This is a genomic window from Leptospira selangorensis, from assembly GCF_004769405.1.
Lineage (GTDB): Bacteria > Spirochaetota > Leptospiria > Leptospirales > Leptospiraceae > Leptospira_B > Leptospira_B selangorensis.
Map to the genome: position 1 here is coordinate 106,415 of NZ_RQES01000001.1, position 16,177 is coordinate 122,591.

The 16,177-nt window shown below is 40.4% G+C and carries 15 protein-coding genes and 1 pseudogene; 13 read left to right on the forward strand and 3 right to left on the reverse strand.

The genetic code is table 11. The annotated features are described in order from the left end of the window. Positions 1 to 15 precede the first annotated feature (15 nt). The 12 genes and pseudogenes from EHO58_RS00570 (at position 16) to EHO58_RS00620 (ending at position 12,671) form a co-directional block, all read left to right on the forward strand. Positions 16 to 1,104, forward strand: a complete 1,089-nt coding sequence (locus EHO58_RS00570) for a DUF1574 domain-containing protein (RefSeq protein WP_135677984.1) — start codon at positions 16 to 18, stop codon at positions 1,102 to 1,104. Between the two features lie 102 nt (positions 1,105 to 1,206). Continuing rightward, positions 1,207 to 2,493: an LIC20035 family adhesin gene (locus tag EHO58_RS00575; protein WP_135677986.1), complete on the forward strand. Its 1,287-nt coding sequence runs from the start codon at positions 1,207 to 1,209 to the stop codon at positions 2,491 to 2,493. 159 nt (positions 2,494 to 2,652) lie between these two features. Next, on the forward strand, positions 2,653 to 3,267 hold the full coding sequence (locus tag EHO58_RS00580) for an LIC20036 family protein (RefSeq protein ID WP_208728661.1): 615 nt from the start codon (positions 2,653 to 2,655) through the stop codon (positions 3,265 to 3,267). A gap of 11 nt (positions 3,268 to 3,278) precedes the next feature. Next, positions 3,279 to 4,289 carry an AAA family ATPase gene (locus EHO58_RS00585; protein WP_135677988.1) on the forward strand — a complete coding sequence of 337 codons (1,011 nt, stop codon included), beginning with the start codon at positions 3,279 to 3,281 and terminating at the stop codon, positions 4,287 to 4,289. 14 nt (positions 4,290 to 4,303) lie between these two features. Continuing rightward, on the forward strand, positions 4,304 to 5,128 hold the full coding sequence (locus EHO58_RS00590; RefSeq protein WP_135677990.1) for a DUF58 domain-containing protein: 825 nt from the start codon (positions 4,304 to 4,306) through the stop codon (positions 5,126 to 5,128). Further along, complete coding sequence (locus EHO58_RS00595; RefSeq protein ID WP_135677992.1) at positions 5,125 to 6,027, forward strand: LB_053 family protein; 903 nt, start codon at positions 5,125 to 5,127, stop codon at positions 6,025 to 6,027. Before EHO58_RS00590 ends, EHO58_RS00595 begins: the two co-directional genes overlap by 4 nt. Next, positions 6,024 to 6,968: a VWA domain-containing protein BatA gene (gene batA / locus EHO58_RS00600; protein ID WP_135677994.1), complete on the forward strand. Its 945-nt coding sequence runs from the start codon at positions 6,024 to 6,026 to the stop codon at positions 6,966 to 6,968. The genes EHO58_RS00595 and batA overlap by 4 nt, the downstream gene beginning before the upstream one ends. Next, positions 6,965 to 7,963, forward strand: a pseudogene (gene batB / locus EHO58_RS19815) (VWA domain-containing protein BatB); the annotation flags it as partial. The gene batA and the pseudogene batB, both read left to right, overlap by 4 nt. A 9-nt stretch (positions 7,964 to 7,972) precedes the next feature. Beyond that, positions 7,973 to 8,674: a TPR repeat-containing protein BatC gene (gene batC / locus EHO58_RS19820; RefSeq protein WP_341867002.1), complete on the forward strand. Its 702-nt coding sequence runs from the start codon at positions 7,973 to 7,975 to the stop codon at positions 8,672 to 8,674. Then, positions 8,671 to 10,266 (forward strand): BatD family protein, encoded by a 1,596-nt coding sequence (locus EHO58_RS00610; RefSeq protein ID WP_135677998.1) that lies wholly within the window; start codon positions 8,671 to 8,673, stop codon positions 10,264 to 10,266. The genes batC and EHO58_RS00610 overlap by 4 nt, the downstream gene beginning before the upstream one ends. Continuing rightward, positions 10,263 to 12,092 (forward strand): molecular chaperone HtpG, encoded by a 1,830-nt coding sequence (htpG, locus tag EHO58_RS00615; protein ID WP_135626884.1) that lies wholly within the window; start codon positions 10,263 to 10,265, stop codon positions 12,090 to 12,092. Before EHO58_RS00610 ends, htpG begins: the two co-directional genes overlap by 4 nt. A 57-nt stretch (positions 12,093 to 12,149) precedes the next feature. Next, positions 12,150 to 12,671 (forward strand): hypothetical protein, encoded by a 522-nt coding sequence (locus tag EHO58_RS00620; RefSeq protein WP_135678000.1) that lies wholly within the window; start codon positions 12,150 to 12,152, stop codon positions 12,669 to 12,671. Here EHO58_RS00620 and EHO58_RS00625 read toward each other — a convergent pair. Further along, a complete protein-coding gene (locus EHO58_RS00625) occupies positions 12,652 to 13,146 on the reverse strand; it encodes a hypothetical protein (RefSeq protein WP_135626882.1) in 495 nt (164 codons plus the stop codon). The two genes, EHO58_RS00620 and EHO58_RS00625, sit on opposite strands and share 20 nt — an antisense overlap. A gap of 109 nt (positions 13,147 to 13,255) precedes the next feature. Here EHO58_RS00625 and EHO58_RS00630 point away from each other — a divergent pair, with 109 nt between their 5' ends. Beyond that, positions 13,256 to 14,926, forward strand: coding sequence for a PhoX family protein (locus EHO58_RS00630; protein ID WP_135678002.1), 1,671 nt, complete (start codon positions 13,256 to 13,258; stop codon positions 14,924 to 14,926). Here the strand turns inward: EHO58_RS00630 and EHO58_RS00635 are convergent. Beyond that, a complete protein-coding gene (locus EHO58_RS00635) occupies positions 14,923 to 15,270 on the reverse strand; it encodes an STAS domain-containing protein (protein ID WP_086445757.1) in 348 nt (115 codons plus the stop codon). The genes EHO58_RS00630 and EHO58_RS00635 overlap by 4 nt on opposite strands. Next, complete coding sequence (locus EHO58_RS00640) at positions 15,263 to 16,165, reverse strand: diacylglycerol kinase catalytic domain-containing protein (RefSeq protein WP_135678004.1); 903 nt, start codon at positions 16,163 to 16,165, stop codon at positions 15,263 to 15,265. Before EHO58_RS00640 ends, EHO58_RS00635 begins: the two co-directional genes overlap by 8 nt. Positions 16,166 to 16,177 lie beyond the last annotated feature (12 nt).

Below are 16,177 nucleotides of genomic sequence, written 5' to 3' on the forward strand. Positions count from 1 at the left end.
GGGAGTCTTGAGTTCGTGTCCGAGAACGAACTTCAATCAAAAGAAAAAATTAATTTTTTCACCCATCCTTTTTTATTCTACCCCGTACTCCTTTTTATATTCATATTCGCTCTAGACAAAATTTTCTTTTTGGATAAGGTCAGAGACTACGTAAAAGTAGAATTAACCTATATCTATTACGATGTTAAACAAGATCTTCTAAAAGAGATGATCTCAAAGTTCGGTAAGAACGCAGAGAAGAAGTCCGACAAAAAATTAGTACTTCTTATGGGCTCTTCCAGGATGTTATACTTCAAAAACGAAGAGATCGTGGATTTCTATCCCGACTGGGAAGTGTATAATCTTTCTTCCGCAGTAACTACTCCTGCATATTATTTATACTTTTTAGAAAGATTATTTGAAGCTGGTGTAAAACCCGACTTTCTGGTATTGGAAGCGGATCCTTTTCAATTTAATGCAAATAGTACTACATTCAAAAAATCAAATTTAGCGAATAGTTTCGATCTTAGATTCGTTCTTTCTAATGCCTGGACTCTTGGTAAAGAGAATGTGAACTATTATCTGGGGAATTATTTTTTCGGAGTTAGTAAGAACAAACCTTATATCACTAACGTTTATGCTCACCTAACCAGTAAAAAATTCGAAAAAGCGGATCTAATCAAAAAGCTGACCGTTGATTCTCTACATAAAGATAAAGGGAATGCGATCTCTCCTGCAGGTGGTTTTATGGAGAAAGATTTCGGCAAATTAGAAGCAAGTTCCGTTCGCACAATCGGTTGGATCTATCCTAAATATTCTCCTTCCGAGATGCAATTCTCCTTTTATGAAAAGATCCTGGATAGAGTGAAAGTCGAGGGAATTCCTACCTTAGTGGTCCGCCCTGAAGTTTCTCTTCCTTTGGAAAATCTTCTCAAAGAACTGAATATCCCGGCTCCTTGGTGGGAGCGGATCCGCCCGATCAACCAAAAGTTCGGTATCCCGATCATAGATATGGCAGAAGTATCCGACTACGATTGTAATACTTTTGCGGATAGTGGTCATATGGCGGTGGACTGTTATCGCCCATTCTTACGCTTTTTAAGAATGAGATATCCCGGAGAGTAATCCTTCCTTTTATTCTATTTTTTTCGCCGGGGAAAGGAGGTTGACGAGAAGAATTGTCTGCCTTAATTTTGCTTCGTTAGATTTCCCCCAAAAGGCGAACCCATGAAAAAAATTATATCTACAGCGGTTTCAATTTCTCTTTTGATCGGTTGTTCTTCTGCGAGTGTCGTTGAGAACAAAGGCAAAAATGTCGAGTTCCAAATTTTAGAGCCGAATATCAGAATAGAAAAATTCAAAGAAACATTCAATATAAAGGCAGAAGGTCCGGTCAATCTGGACTGCTCCGGTAAACCTTGTACTCCGGACCAAGCCAGTGCATTAACTCCTGATCAGATCAAAAAACTAAAACGTAACGGCTCCTGGAAAGAATATGTGGAGAAGGAAGATCTTCAAAAGAATAAATTCTCCGTCCTAACCCGTGTAGGTGATTATAAAGACGATAAAAGAGAAGGTATCTGGAAAACATTATACGAAACAGGAGAAACTTTAAGAGAAACTCCTTATGTGGCAGGCGTAAAAGAAGGTGAAGAGAAAAAACTCGCAAAAGATGGGACCCAACTTGAAAGCACAGTCTACAAAGCTGACAAGAAGAATGGACCATACTGGTCTAAAACAGACAAAGGGATCTTAAGCGACGAAGGTGCATACGCTGACGATAAAAAAGTAGGGACCTGGAAAGATTATTATAACGAAGACGGAGCAAAAAAATCCGTAATCGAATTCAAAGACGGCAAAAAAAGCGGCAAAGAAACGAATTATCATAAAGACGGGAACACTGTCTCTTCCGAAGGAAACAATTCGGATGATCTAAAAACGGGTTATTGGAAAAACTATTACGACAACGGAACTCCTCAATCAGAGGGTAACTACGCTCCAAAAGGTACCGGTGCAGATAAAAAATCCCTTAGAATAGGCGCTTGGAAAGAATATTACAAAAACGGAAAGGTATTCGCGGAAGGACAAAGAGACCATACTCGTAAGGGAGATTGGACTTTCTATTGGAGTACCGGAAATCCTGCGTATAAAGGAACCATGATGAATGAGATGATGATGAGTTCTGCGGAAGTATACGACAAGGACGGAACGATCGTCGGAAAAGGAAAACTCCTTTTCGATCTTCTTCTCATGGATGAAAAAACGGACGAGCTAAAGGCGAAATACAAGCCTGATTTCCCGTTTGCATATTATAAAAACGGCAAGAAGTCTTTTGAGATCGCTGCAAACGGTACTGCGGTCGAGTATGACGAGTCCGGAGCAAAGATCGGACAAGGGCCGATTATGCCTGGGACAAACCAAAAAAACGATTGTTGGACTACGCCTCAGGGTAAAAAATATTACGTGAACGGTAGAGAAAATCCTAAAATGGGAGAGTTACAAGGCTGTAAGTGATCTTTAGCTTTAAGTAACTCGGTTTCTTAAGTATAAAAAGCTCGGGGGAAACAACTCCGAGCTTGCCATATTTAGAAAGGCTTTTCTCACTATAAAATTCTTCTCTGAACTGTGTTGGAATTCCAACATGGATCCGGAAAGGAAAAGGGAATCCTCGCCTTGGAAAAAATTATCACAAATAACGATCTCAAAAAAATCAGCCTAGGGATACTGGTCGCTGCTCCTCTATTCTTCCTATTAGGATATTTTCTCAGAGGGTGTAGCTCGGTAAACCGTCAGGCAAAGGTAACCTATAGTGGTTCCTTTACGGAAGGGACCTTAGTTTCCTTAAATTCTAAAAATGTAATATTGCAAGATCCCGATTTTTCTATCCCTCTGGAAACGGTGGAAAAGATAGAATTTTTGGAAGATGCTCAAAGTTTAAATCCGAACCAGGTACCTTTGAGTGATTCAGAAAAATCATTCGTAGGGACTTATAAAATACAAATCGGGACTCATAAGGGCGTGCTGAGTATCTTTCCTCGCAAAACTGGAGGAATAGGAGCCACTTTACGTTTTACGAATTGGGGGAAAGGATCGAATGAGATCCTGACCGGTATTCGAGTCACAGGTAAGTCGATTCGATTTGTAAGATCTTGTGCAGGAGCAAGATGTTCAGAGATAGGAAGTAATGTTCCTTTTACCCAAACGTATAGCGGAGACTTGGACGGTAAAAAGATCCAAGGGGCATACCAAGGCACAAATAGTTCCGGCCGTTGGCTTGCGGAACGTTAATAGGAAATAATATGGAATCCACCGCCAAAGATCGAGAGAATATCCCTTTATCCGAATCAGATATCTATTTTGCAAAAGATACATTAGATAGGATCCGCCAAGAACTGACTGGAGAAATTACAGGCCAAGAAGCAGTAGTTAAAAATCTGCTTATTTCTTTGGCCTGTCAAGGTCACGTTTTGTTGGAAGGAATGCCTGGACTTGCAAAAACACTTCTGGCAAAATCTTTATCTTCCGCATTAGACCTGGATTTTAAAAGAGTACAATTCACACCCGATCTTCTTCCCGCAGACTTGATCGGAACAGTTGTATTCAATCCTAAGAATGGAGAATTCACCACACGTAAAGGTCCCATCTTTACCGGAGTATTGCTTGCAGACGAGATCAACAGAGCTCCGGCAAAAGTGCAATCGGCTCTTTTGGAGTGTATGGAAGAAAGAACAGTCACCATTGGAGAGAATACTTTTCCTTTAGAGAGACCTTTTTTGGTACTGGCTACCGAGAACCCGATAGATCAAGACGGGACTTATCCATTGCCGGAAGCACAGATGGATCGTTTTTTTATGAAGGTTCTCGTGGATTATCCTGATATGGATGAGGAACTCGCGATCCTTGAACAACATGGTAAACTTGCAGCAGGTCCAAAACGTATTAAAAAAACTGCAACTGCTAAGGATGTCCTAAAGATATCTTCGCTTGTGGATAGGGTTCATGTGGAACCTAAATTAAAAAGTTATATAGTTCGTTTAGTGCGAAATACTCGTCCGGAAGAAAAGACTGTGCCGGATCTTCTACCTTATGTAAAACATGGCGCTTCTCCTAGGGCGAGTTTAAGTTTGCTAAAAGCATCCAAAGCAAAAGCTTTATGGGAAGGAAGGGACTATGTTGCTCCGGAGGATGTGAAGGCGGTCCTTCCTGAGATACTTCGCCATAGAATTTTACTTACTTTCGAAGCAATTTCCGAGGACGTAGGGATCGAGTCAGTGGTCAGAATCGTTTCAGACGCGACCCAGGTGCTCTGATCTAATCGACTAAAATGTTCCGTAAAGAATACCAAAACCTGATCCAACTTTTGGATTTTAAGGAGAGAGGATTTTCTCTTCGGAGTAGACAAGGTACGGCTACGAGTTCCAGAAAGGGTAGGGGAGTGGACTTCAAGGATGTTCGCCCTTACGCAGTCGGAGATGATACAAGACTTATCGATTGGAATGTCACCTCTAGACTCGGAGAATTGCATGTAAGAGAATTCTATGAAGAGAAAGAAAGACTGGGAGTTTTTTTCTTAGATGTTTCCGAGTCTATGGATTGGAGTAGTTCGGAATGGACCAAGTCGGAGAATGCTTTCCAGGTTTTAGCTCTATTAGTTTTACTTTATGTACGAAAAGGGAATCTGGCTAAGATCCTATTATATTCCGATCGATTAGAATGGGAAACCGGATATATCCGAAATACTGAAGAAGCTCTTTCTTCGCTGGAAAAAGTCCGATCTTATCCTCATCGAAAACTAAAAACGGATCCTAAACTCCCGTTTATACTCTTAAAAAATAGGATCAGAAGATACACCGATTCTTATATACTTTCCGATTTTCACGGACTTCCTTCTTTAAAAAAACTCACAGGTCTCAGGAGATTCCATACTTTACATGCGATCCGATTTAAAGATCGTTTGGAAGAAAGTGCTCCTAGAGGGTTTTTCCAATTTTTCTTACTCAAAGATCCTGAAACGGGCGCTATTCCTTCTCCTGTAGGTGGAAGTATTAAGAAAAATCTGGAATTCTTATTTAAGTCCAGATGTTTGGAACTAGAAGGAAAAGATACGGATCCGAACAAACTTCTTGAATATTGGAGAAGTATGTCATGAAGGCGGGGGGAAACCGTCCGAGATCTTTGGATCGTATTCAGTTTTTCTACTATCTATTTTATCTATCTCTGCTGCTATTTTCGGTCCCGTCTTTCGCTTGGAAAGAAGATTGGGAACCTAAAGAAGTAGGGATTGGAGAGCAGGCGGAATATCTGTTGGAGTTCCAACAGGGAGAAATCCAGGATCCGGAAATACCTTCTAAAGGAATGGTTCCTGATCCGGATTCTCCGGATCTTCCTCTATTCGAAGTGGTCTCTTCCGAAGTTTCGGATACGAAGATCAAATTGAGTGTAGCATATTATACTTCTGGAAAATTTTCTCTTCCTATTATTTGGAAGGATAAGGACGGAAAAGAATTCCATTCGGAAATCGTTCTGACCGTTCGTTCTTCCTTAAGTGAGAAGGATAAAACTCCTGAGGAAATACTACCGCCTCTGGAGTTTTCCGGGAAATACGGCTGGAAATTAGCAGCAATCCTTGCTGGTTTAACCGCATTAGGTTTAGGAATTTTCTATGCCTGGTATCTGAATCAAACCGCATCTAAAAGGACCATGGATGCTCTTGTAGAAGCCGACCCATGGGTTCAAAAAATTCTAATATACGAAAGTAAATTGGATGAGATCATTAATTCTCCTCCAGTATTTGCCAGGACCTTTTATAGGGTTCTTTCCGGTTATATCCGAGAAAATATGTCCAAAAAGATGAATGCTCCGTTTGCACATCTAACTGAAGCAGAATTATTTCAACGTATTTATGATTCGTTCGGATTGGAAGAAGAGGAAGTTAGAAACTGGGAGAACACTTTCCGTAAGGCGCAATATTCCGGAGAAGAAGTCGAGATCTCTTCTGACGAAGCATTGAAAGCATGGGATTATTGGAAGGAGGCGCTTTCCAGATGACGGAATGGGAGTCTCCATATTATCTTTTTCTAATTATCCCGATCTGGGTCTGGACTTTTTATTCTTATTGGATAAAGGAGCCTGCATTAGGGATAGAACTTAGGATCCCAGGAAAGGTTCAATCTACAACGTTCTCCTTAAAACGATTTTTATCTTCTATGGCGCCTTTAATCCGCCCGATTGTATTGACATTGTTCGTGATTGCGGTTGCAGGCCCCGGAAAAAGATATAGATTCCTTCCGGATGAGACCAAGGGAGTGGATATCATTTTGGCATTGGACGTCTCCGGTTCCATGTCTAAGAGTAGGGATTTTTTACCGGAGACCCGTTTGGGAGTTTCTAAAAAATTACTCAAAGAGTTTATTAGAAAAAGAGAAAATGATCGTTTAGGTCTAGTCGTATTTGCCGGAGGAGCTTATCTACAATCTCCTTTGACAAGCGATCGAGAAGTATTAGAAGAGATATTAAGCCAAGCGGAAGAAGAAACAGTTCCAGAACAAGGAACTGCTATTGGAGATGCACTTATCCTCTCCTGTTATAGATTGCGTAGGTCTCCTGCAAAATCAAAGGTGATTGTGCTTATAACGGACGGTGCCTCAAATACCGGGCGTATAGATCCGGTGACTGCGACCGAGATCGCGAAAGGTGTAGGAGTTAAAATTTATTCCATAGGCATAGGAAAGGAAGACCAATCTTACGAAGTAAATTTTGAAATTTTGGATATACTTTCGAAAAGAACGGGAGGAGTATTTTATAGGGCGGAAGATATAAGCGAGTTAAGAGAGGTTTTAGCTTCCATCGACTCTTTGGAAAAAGATCTTTTGGTCCTCCCTCCGGAAGAAGTTAGAGAATCAGAGTCTTTAATTTTTCTGACCTATGCACTTGCGTTATTAGGTTTGGATCTACTTGTCCGATCTTGGGTGTTTCGGTATTACGTATGAGCGAAACTTTTTTAGAATCTTTTTGGATCTCGCTTGGACTGATCTTCTTTGCTTACTCTTTGTTTAAGCTTGTATTTTATTTTTATTGGAGCCGTTGGAAAAAGTCCTATCCCGGTTTGCCGAGAGAATCCAAGGTTCCTCCTTTTTATATAGTCCTTGCAAGGATCTTATTACTCGCTTCCGTATTCTATCTCTCTTATTTTGCCTATCAAAGAACCGAATCGACTAAGTCTAAGGAAGAGGAAGTCTCAAGAGGTGTGGACTTTCTATTTCTCGTGGATGTAAGTCTCTCTATGCAATCTGTGGATACTCGACCTTCTAGGATCACTAGAGCGAAGGAGACAATTTTGCGACTTCTTCCTCAGTTGAACGGAAACAGATTTGGTATGATCGTTTTTGCCGCTTCTCCATTTGTATACTGTCCTATGACTTCTGATGCTCGTGCATTTTCGGAGTATGTAAGGGGTTTAGACGTGGATATAGTGGGGGACAGAGGAACAGATCTAAAGTCCGCGTTTAGAAAAGCGGAAGAAGTTTTGAATTCCAATCAGGTATTAAGGAATCGTATTCTGATCTTAATCTCTGATGGGGAAGATATGGATTCTCCGGGTATTGTAAAATTTCCCGCAGAGGTTTGGGTTTGGTCCGTTGGAACTCCAACAGGAGGGCCTATCGGATATTCGGAAGATGGTTCTCGTGTGTATGGCTTCTTAACTAAAGACGGATCTTTAGCTCCTTATGAAAATTCTCCAGGTGTTATTATCTCCAAATCCAATCCCGGATTCTTAAAAGAACTGGCTTCCGCAAATGAAGGCAGATTTTTATCCTTGGATTCTGAAAGTCCAGAGATCTCTGATATAAGATCATGGATCGGTTCTATGGAAAAAAATACAGGGCAAAGAATTCGTAATGGACGAAGGGCAGAAGGCGCCAAAAAGTTTTTAATACCTGCACTTCTACTTTTGTTATTTGATTTTTTTGTATTGGAATTCTGGGGAAAATTTTTGATCCGAATTTCTAAAAAAGTCGCTCCTGCTTTATTAGTTCTGTTCTCACTTTGGGGAAGAGATGTTTACTCTTTCGAATTAGATCCAGGCGGAAATCGGATCAAGGAAGGCAAAAATTCCTACGAACAAGGTGATTATAAAAATTCTTTAGAAAGATATAAAGAAGCGGATCCGTATTTTCCGGAAGATCCTAGATTGGAATTCAACCGGGGAGACTCCGAATACAAATCCGGAAATTTAGATAGAGCAATACGTCATTTCGAAAAGTCGGCAGATTCAAAGGACCCGACTTTAAGAGCGCAATCTCATTTTAATTTAGGAAATTCTTATCTAAAGTTAGGAGATCGTAAAAAAGCAGCTGAACATTATCTTAGATCTTTAAAAGAAAATCCTAATTTAGAATCCGCCAAAAAGAATTTAGAATGGTTGCGTAAGCTCCCTCCTCCGGAAGGAAAAGAAGGTTCGGAGAATAAAGAAAATACATCCGAGGAAAAAGAAGATAAGTCTTCTTCATCTAAACAGGGTTCCAAAGGAAAAGAAAAAGCGGAGAAACAATCCAAGTCCGGGACAGGAAAGGATCAGAAAGATAAAAACAAATCTAAGATGGAAGATGAATTGGATCGAATCATGGAATCCATGGATTTGGATTCGGTAAAAAGAAGAAGTCCAGGTTCTCGGAATAAAGAGGTATTCTGGTGAAACGATTCCTTCTTCTTTTATTATTGGGAGTTTTTCCATTATTCGCACAAGGCTCCAAATTTTATCTTAGTCAAACTAGAGCAGATCTTGGAGACGCGGTATTTATCATTTTAGAAACGGAAGGTGGTGCCCAGGTCCGTTTAATAGAAAAGGAATTTAATGGCCAAGGTATAAAAGCGGTTTATTGGGGAACCGAAGAGAATACCACCATAGTAAACTTCAAAGTATATCGTAAAAAACTAATTAAGTACAGGCTAACAGTTTCTGCTCCAGGACGCTTTTCAGTTCCGGAAATAGAGATAGAAGTAGACGGACAAAAAGTAGAGTCAGGAATGATGGCCTTGGAAATTTCTCCCAGAAGTTCCACGGCTAACAAGTCTTCCGGATTTTTTTCCAATCGTTACTTTTTCAGCGAAGAAACGGAAGGACCTGAAGATGGAGACTTAAAGGTATTATTCAGGACAAACAAAGACCAGGTCTGGGTAGGGGAGCCAATTTTAGGATTTTTCACTCTATATTACAGAAACGCGATACGTCCTTATATAGACCGGGATTTTTCCAGCTCTATCGAATTTCCTTATTTCAGGAGTGAGGCCCTTTCAGGGATCAATCTTTTGATACCGGAACAGGTGATTTACGAAGGATTAGAATTCGAGACTGCGGTTTATAATAAGGAAACCTTTATCCTGACACCATTGAGAAAAGGGGAGTATTCTTTAGGCTCTACCGTATTTCATTTGGAAGGAAGACAACAATCGTTCTTTCATATGAGAAGTATTAAGACTGTCCCGAGTAAAATTTTCGTAAAGGATCTACCTTCTCCTTCTCCCTCCGAGTTTAAAGGTGCGATCGGTAATTTTAAAATAGGTTTAGAAGAATACCCAAAGGCCGCATTTTTAGGGGAACCGTTCCAGTTTAAGCTCACTATTTCAGGGAATGGAAATTTATCTTCTATTAAAGATCCTTTATTAAGTGTATGCGATCCTAGTTGTTATCCCGAGATTACATATTTGCAAACAAGACAGCAAAGAGATTTCAGGGAGCTTGGTCCGGGAGAATTCGGATTTTATCTAAATCATTCTTATCATTATTCTGTTCTTCCTAAAAAAGAAGGTGTCTGGAAACCGGAAGATCTGAAATTTACTTTTTTTAATCCGGGTTCCGGAAGATATGAATCGGTTTCTCTTCGTTTTCCAGGCTTGGAAATTGGACCTCCTAGACCGAAACAGGAGATAACCGCAGAAGATACCGGAAACAAGGGAGGACCTTTTCTATTAGTTTCCATTCTTCTTTCTTTCGTATTTATTGGAACCGGTGCATTTACTGTTTTGACACTGCGTAAGAAGTATCAAGCTGAAGCAATATTGAAACGGCTTGACCTCTGGATAGGTTCCAAAAGAGGTTTTGTTTTGAAACATTCTATGATGACCAAGGGATTACCCGAGGAAGAAGCAAGTCTTCTCGCAGGTTGGAAGTCCGACACGGCCCCATTGACCGAAACCTATAAAAGTTTGGGACCTTCTTCCAAGGCTACTCTAATTAGGATCTCGAATTGGTTGTCTGATAAATTGAAAGAGGAGGGATCCGAATGAGCGAAGAAGTAAAAGGTAGGATTTCCGTAGAAACGGAAAATATTTTCCCTATCATTAAAAAATGGTTATATTCTGAAAAAGATATATTTTTGAGAGAGTTGGTTTCCAACGCGTGTGATGCGATCGCTAAACTTAGAAAAATCTCCTTGAATGAAGAATTCGAAGGTGGGACCGACTATCGGATCGATTTGGACTTCGACCAAGAAGCCAGGATCTTAACAATTCAAGATAACGGGATCGGGATGACCGACGAAGAAGTGAACCGTTATATCAACCAGATCGCATTTTCCGGTGCAGAAGAATTCGTAAAAAAATACCAATCGGAAGGGGATAAACCTGAGATCATAGGCCATTTCGGTTTAGGGTTCTATTCCAGCTTTATGGTTTCTTCTAAGGTAAAAATAGAAACCAAATCGTATAAGAAGGGAAGTGTTCCCGTCGTTTGGGAAAGTGAATCGGGTACTGAGTTTTCCCTAAAACAGGGTGATAGATCCGAAAGAGGGACCAAGATCAGTTTGTATTTGGACGGAGACTCCGGAGAATATTTAGATTCTTGGAAACTGAAAGAGTTGGTTCGTAAATATTGCGACTTTCTACCTGTTCCGATTTATGTAAAAGAGGAAAAGGCGAATAAGCAGACCCCATTATGGAGTGAACAACCTTCTTCCGTAAAAAAAGAACAGTATGATGAGTTCTATCAGTATCTATTTCCTTTTGCAGGAGAACCACTGTTTCATGTTCACTTAAATGTGGATTATCCTTTTAGACTACAAGGGATCCTGTATTTTCCAAGACTCAAACATGAGTTAGATGCGAATCGAATGGGGATCAAACTCTATTGTAATCATGTGTTTGTATCGGATGAAGCTAAAGAGTTAGTTCCTCAATTTTTAACCGTTCTTCAGGGAACTCTGGACATCCCGGATCTTCCTCTGAATGTTTCCAGATCTTATCTACAAAATGATCCTTTGGTAAAAAAGATCTCTTCTCATATCGTCAAAAAAGTTTCGGACAAACTACAAGAAGAATGGACCAAAAACCCCGAAGAATTCCGTAAGAACTGGGATGAAATCTCCCTATTCGTTAAGTACGGAATGATGACGGATGAGAAATTTTACGAGTCCGCAAAAGATCTGATCTTTTTCCGATCATCTAACGGTGATTTAACGAAACTGGAAGAATATGTAGAAAGAAATAAAGAAAAGAACTCAGGCAAAGTATATTATGCGGGAGAAGCTGAACTTTCTTCCGTGTATATGGACCTTCTTAAATCCCAGGGACTGGAAGCTTTACTTGTAGATTCCCGTATAGACAATCATTTCCTGCAGTTTTTAGAAGGCAAAAATCCGGATTGGAAATTCCAAAGAGTGGATTCTGAACTGGCCGATCAAGTTTTAGATAAGGATGCAAGTCCCGATCTTGCGGACCAAGATAACAAAACTACTGAAGATAGACTTAAGGAAATTTTCACTAAGGCCATTGCTAGAGAAGGTGTGGAGATCAAAACGGAGGCGTTAAAATCCGAGGATATTCCTTCGGTGATTTTATTGCCCGAACACCTGAGACGTTTGGCGGAGATGGGCCAGATGTACGGCCAAAAGCCCGGGGATTTCCTGAAGAATCATACTCTTCTTCTGAACCGCCAATCTAAATTGGTCAAAAACATACTTGGTCTTTCTAAAAGTATTCATCCGGAGAAGGCGGAAAAATTGGCCCGTTCTGTGTACGATCTGGCTTTGTTAGGTGCTAAGCTGGTTGGGGAAGATGAATTGAGCGATCTGATCCGCCGCCAAAGGGATCTACTGGAAGATCTTTCCTCGGATTAATCCCGAAAAAAAAGGGGGGAAATCGGGTATCGTACCGATATCTTTATTGGTACCGGTATGCGGACACCGATTTTCCCGATTTTAATTATTTCTGTTTTATCGTCTTTTGGCGATTTGTATTCGCAAGATGCGGGGAAAGGGAAACCTGTCGAAACGGACGGAGAAGTCCATAACGATCTAAAGTCCTTGGACAAGGAATATTACGAATATTATTTCAAAACTCTCCCAAATACGGATATTATCGAAAAAGAGAAATTAGAATATAATTTGATCCGTTCTCTAAAATTCGAACTAAGAAAGATCGATCCGGAAAAGATGAGTCCGGAAGAATTGAAAAAGGTTAATTCGAGTTCGGTGCGTTATGAAAGGGTGTTTGAGGATTCTATTTGGATGCGCGGTATACGCAAACAAATGGGGTTTATACGTTTTAGAGAATATATGTACGTGATCGTGTATGACAAATACTATTGTTTTATTTCTTATGAGATGAACCCTTCCAGATATATCCAAACTCCGTTCCAAGTTCAATTGATCTTTAAAAGAGATAGTAATTATAATACTACTCTACCTCAGCCTTAAACGTTCTGAAATATAGACTGACTAAAACCAGTCCGAAAGAGAACAAGATCCCGAATAATAAAAAGTTCTGCATAAAGCCGAAGCCGGGAGGCGGGGCAGTGTTCCCTACAATCCTGCCTAGGATCTTTGTTTTTCCGAAACTATTCCAAACTAAGGTGCGGACCTGAACCGTATCTCCCACTCTCATTCTTCTGTTGGTGGTTTGATCTACTTCTTCAGTCACCTCGTGTTTTTTACCTTGTTCGTCGGGTACCAAGTAAGTGTACACGTTTACGGTTCTGCCTAACTTATTGAGCTTTGTATTTTCCACCAAAACACCGAACTCTTTGTTTCCGGGAAGAGATAAGTTCTTATAGATCGATTCTAAACTTTTGTTTTCCCAATAAACTGCGACCGAAAGAGGAAGAAAGAACGCAAGAGAAATCCAGCCCATGATAAAAAGGATTTTATAGAATGGGGTAGAGTTCGTTTTCATTCTCAGGCTTTATCATCTTTTTTGATAGGGATTATTACAACCAAGTTTCCTTTTTCTGTAGGAAGAAAAAACGAATGGTCCAAAGAGTCAGGTGCATTATTTTTAGGATATGAAGGTATCTAGATCCGACTTTTTGAAATATATGGGAAAAGGAATGCTTGCTTTGACTGCAGTCCGGACTTTGGATCTGTTCTCGGAACCGACAAAACAACCTTCTAAAAAAGTTCATTCTACACATACTACTTCTCCAAAAACAAAAAAGGAGATTTCTTCCAAAATCCCAGGAAGTAATTTTAAACCTCTAAAACCTAACACTCAGGACGATCTGATCTTAGCGGCCGGTTTTACATACGATCTTATCGCAGTCTATGGAGATAAGATCAATTCTAAGGGAGATACTTTCGGTTACGCCGCTGATTTTAACTGCTTCTTCCAATTCCCGAATGATCCAAACTCGGCTCTCCTTTGGACCAATCACGAGTATTTAAACGAATTAGAATATTATGTAACCGGTTATGATTATAACCAAAAAGGTCCGAATAATAGAACACCCGAACAGATCGAAAAATATCTATACTCGTTAGGCGGTTCAGTGATCGGACTACATAAATCTAAGGGGACTTGGGTATTAGATCCGGAATCTAAATACGGAAGAAGGATAAACGGAAGGTCGGAATTCCAACTTAAAGGCCCTGTGGCAGGCTCTGAAGCTATCTCGGGTAAAACAAAAGTGTATGGGACATTTGCAAATTGTTCCGGTGGGCAAACATTATGGAATACTGTCCTTTCCTGCGAAGAAAATTATGAAATGGTGGTAGAAGACTGTAAGCTGGAAGACTCTAAAGAATACGGTTGGATCATAGAAATAGATCCTTTTGATCCTTCTTCCACACCGATAAAACATACTGCACTCGGAAGATTTTCACATGAGAATGCAGCATTAACTCTTTCTCCTTCCGGAAAGTTAGTCGTGTATATGGGAGACGATTCCAAGGATCAATGTGTTTATAAATTTGTCTCCGACAAAAATTACGATCCTAAAAAAGGAAAATCGAATTCAGAACTTTTGGATGAAGGGACTTTATACGTAGGTAATTTCGAAAAATGTGTATGGGTTCCATTAGATCTGGAAAAAAATCCGAATCTTAAAAATGCAAAAGATAAAGAAGGAAATCCTAAATTTAAGACCCAAGCGGATATCTTGGTATCATGTAGAGATGCTGCAAAAACCGCAGGCGGGACCCCGATGGATAGACCGGAAGATCTGGAAGTCCATCCATTAGATAAATCTGTTTTTGTATCTTTTACCAATAATGATTCTCATGGGAATTTTTACGGGCAGATAGTTCGTATCAAAGAAGAAAATTCCGATGCCGAATCTGTTCGTTTCGAGTTCGAAGTTTTTGTCGCTGGGGGAGGGAAGAGTGGATTTTCTTCTCCCGATAATTTGGCTTTTGATTCTTCCGGAAATCTATGGATGGTGACCGATATGACAACTCGTTTGCTTGGTAAATCCATCTTCAAAAAATTCGGGAATAACGGTATGTTCTTTATACCTACAAGCGGAGAAGATTCTGGAAAAGCATTCCAATTTGCTTCTGCCCCGATCGGAGCCGAGCTCACTGGGCCATGGTTTACACCCGACGAAGAATTTTTATTCTTATCCGTGCAACATCCAGGAGAAGATACCAGAGATTATGATCTTCCTACAAGCCGTTGGCCTGGAAGAACGAAGGGTGATATGCCTAGACCAGGAGTGGTCTCGATTAGGAGAGCTTAGTTTTTAAGACAAGCAGCGATTGCGTCTTCTTCTTTTTCGAAATGTGCAAAAGGTTTCCAAAGACCTAATAGATTAAAGATCTGTATAACCTTCTCTCCTGCTTCGGTAAGTAGAAGTTTTTTGCCTTCGCTAGTAAGTCTGTTCTTTAATTCGAAGATTGCACGAATTCCGGAACTGGAAACATATTTAAGATCGGATAAGTTCAGGACAGTATTGTTTGCATGACTTACATCCAATACTTTTTCCTTAAATAGAGGGAAGGTGGATTCGTCTAGTCGGCCGGAAACCAAATACACTCTGATCTCTTTGCCGGCATCCTGTTCTAGAATTTTCAAACTATCCATGTTTTTGCACCACCACCCGCAATCTTTCCGGAGAAACGGAAAAGTCCGCTTTGGCCCCGGGAGGGAAATCGTAAATACGTTCCGCCAAGGAATCGATTGAGATCCCCCCGCGCATTTCGGATATCAGACGGAAAGAGTTGTGAACGGTGAAGTGATCCAGCTTGTACTGGAAACTTTCCTTCTTACGCAACTCTCTACAGTACACTTTGAAATAAGGCTCCTGCTTGTCAAAGCTTACGTCTTTATTTTCGCAAGACATAACCCAACCGGTAGAACCCGCTCCGGTATATACCAGAAGGCCCGAACATTTCTGTTCTTCCGAGACTTGCTCGTGAGAGATCAGAAATCTACTCGTTAAGTCTGGGCTATTATTACGGATAGAAATCTCGCTGATCCCTTGGAATGTTTCGATGGCTTGGCCATTCGGGTATTCGATCCTAACATTGATCCTGGGCCATTCTTCTATGATTATGTTTTCCCAATTAAGAGAAACTGCCTTTGAGATATCGGATGTATGAAAGGATAGAAGGGCGCCTACCGAAGTTTCGGGATCCGAATTACAACCTAGAACTAAATTGTCCAAGGCATGATGTGCAACGTAAGTGAAATGATTATCTCCACCTAACGCGATCACCAGATCGTAATCTGCAATATTTATATTTTCTAATTCTTCTCGGAAGATAAACTTTCCATTCGGGAAAGTAAGTTTCAATTCTTCTCTGCTTTGGACTTGTCTGAGATGGGAATTATAGATCCGAGAGAAGGAATCGTTTTGGATCTCCGCTACTCTTTTGAATTCATCCAGAGAGCCGTAACTCTCCAGATCTAATTCGTATTTTGTTCTTTTGATGACTACCAGAACAGATTCGATTTTTTTTCGCTTTTCCGCCGACATGGATTACCAATT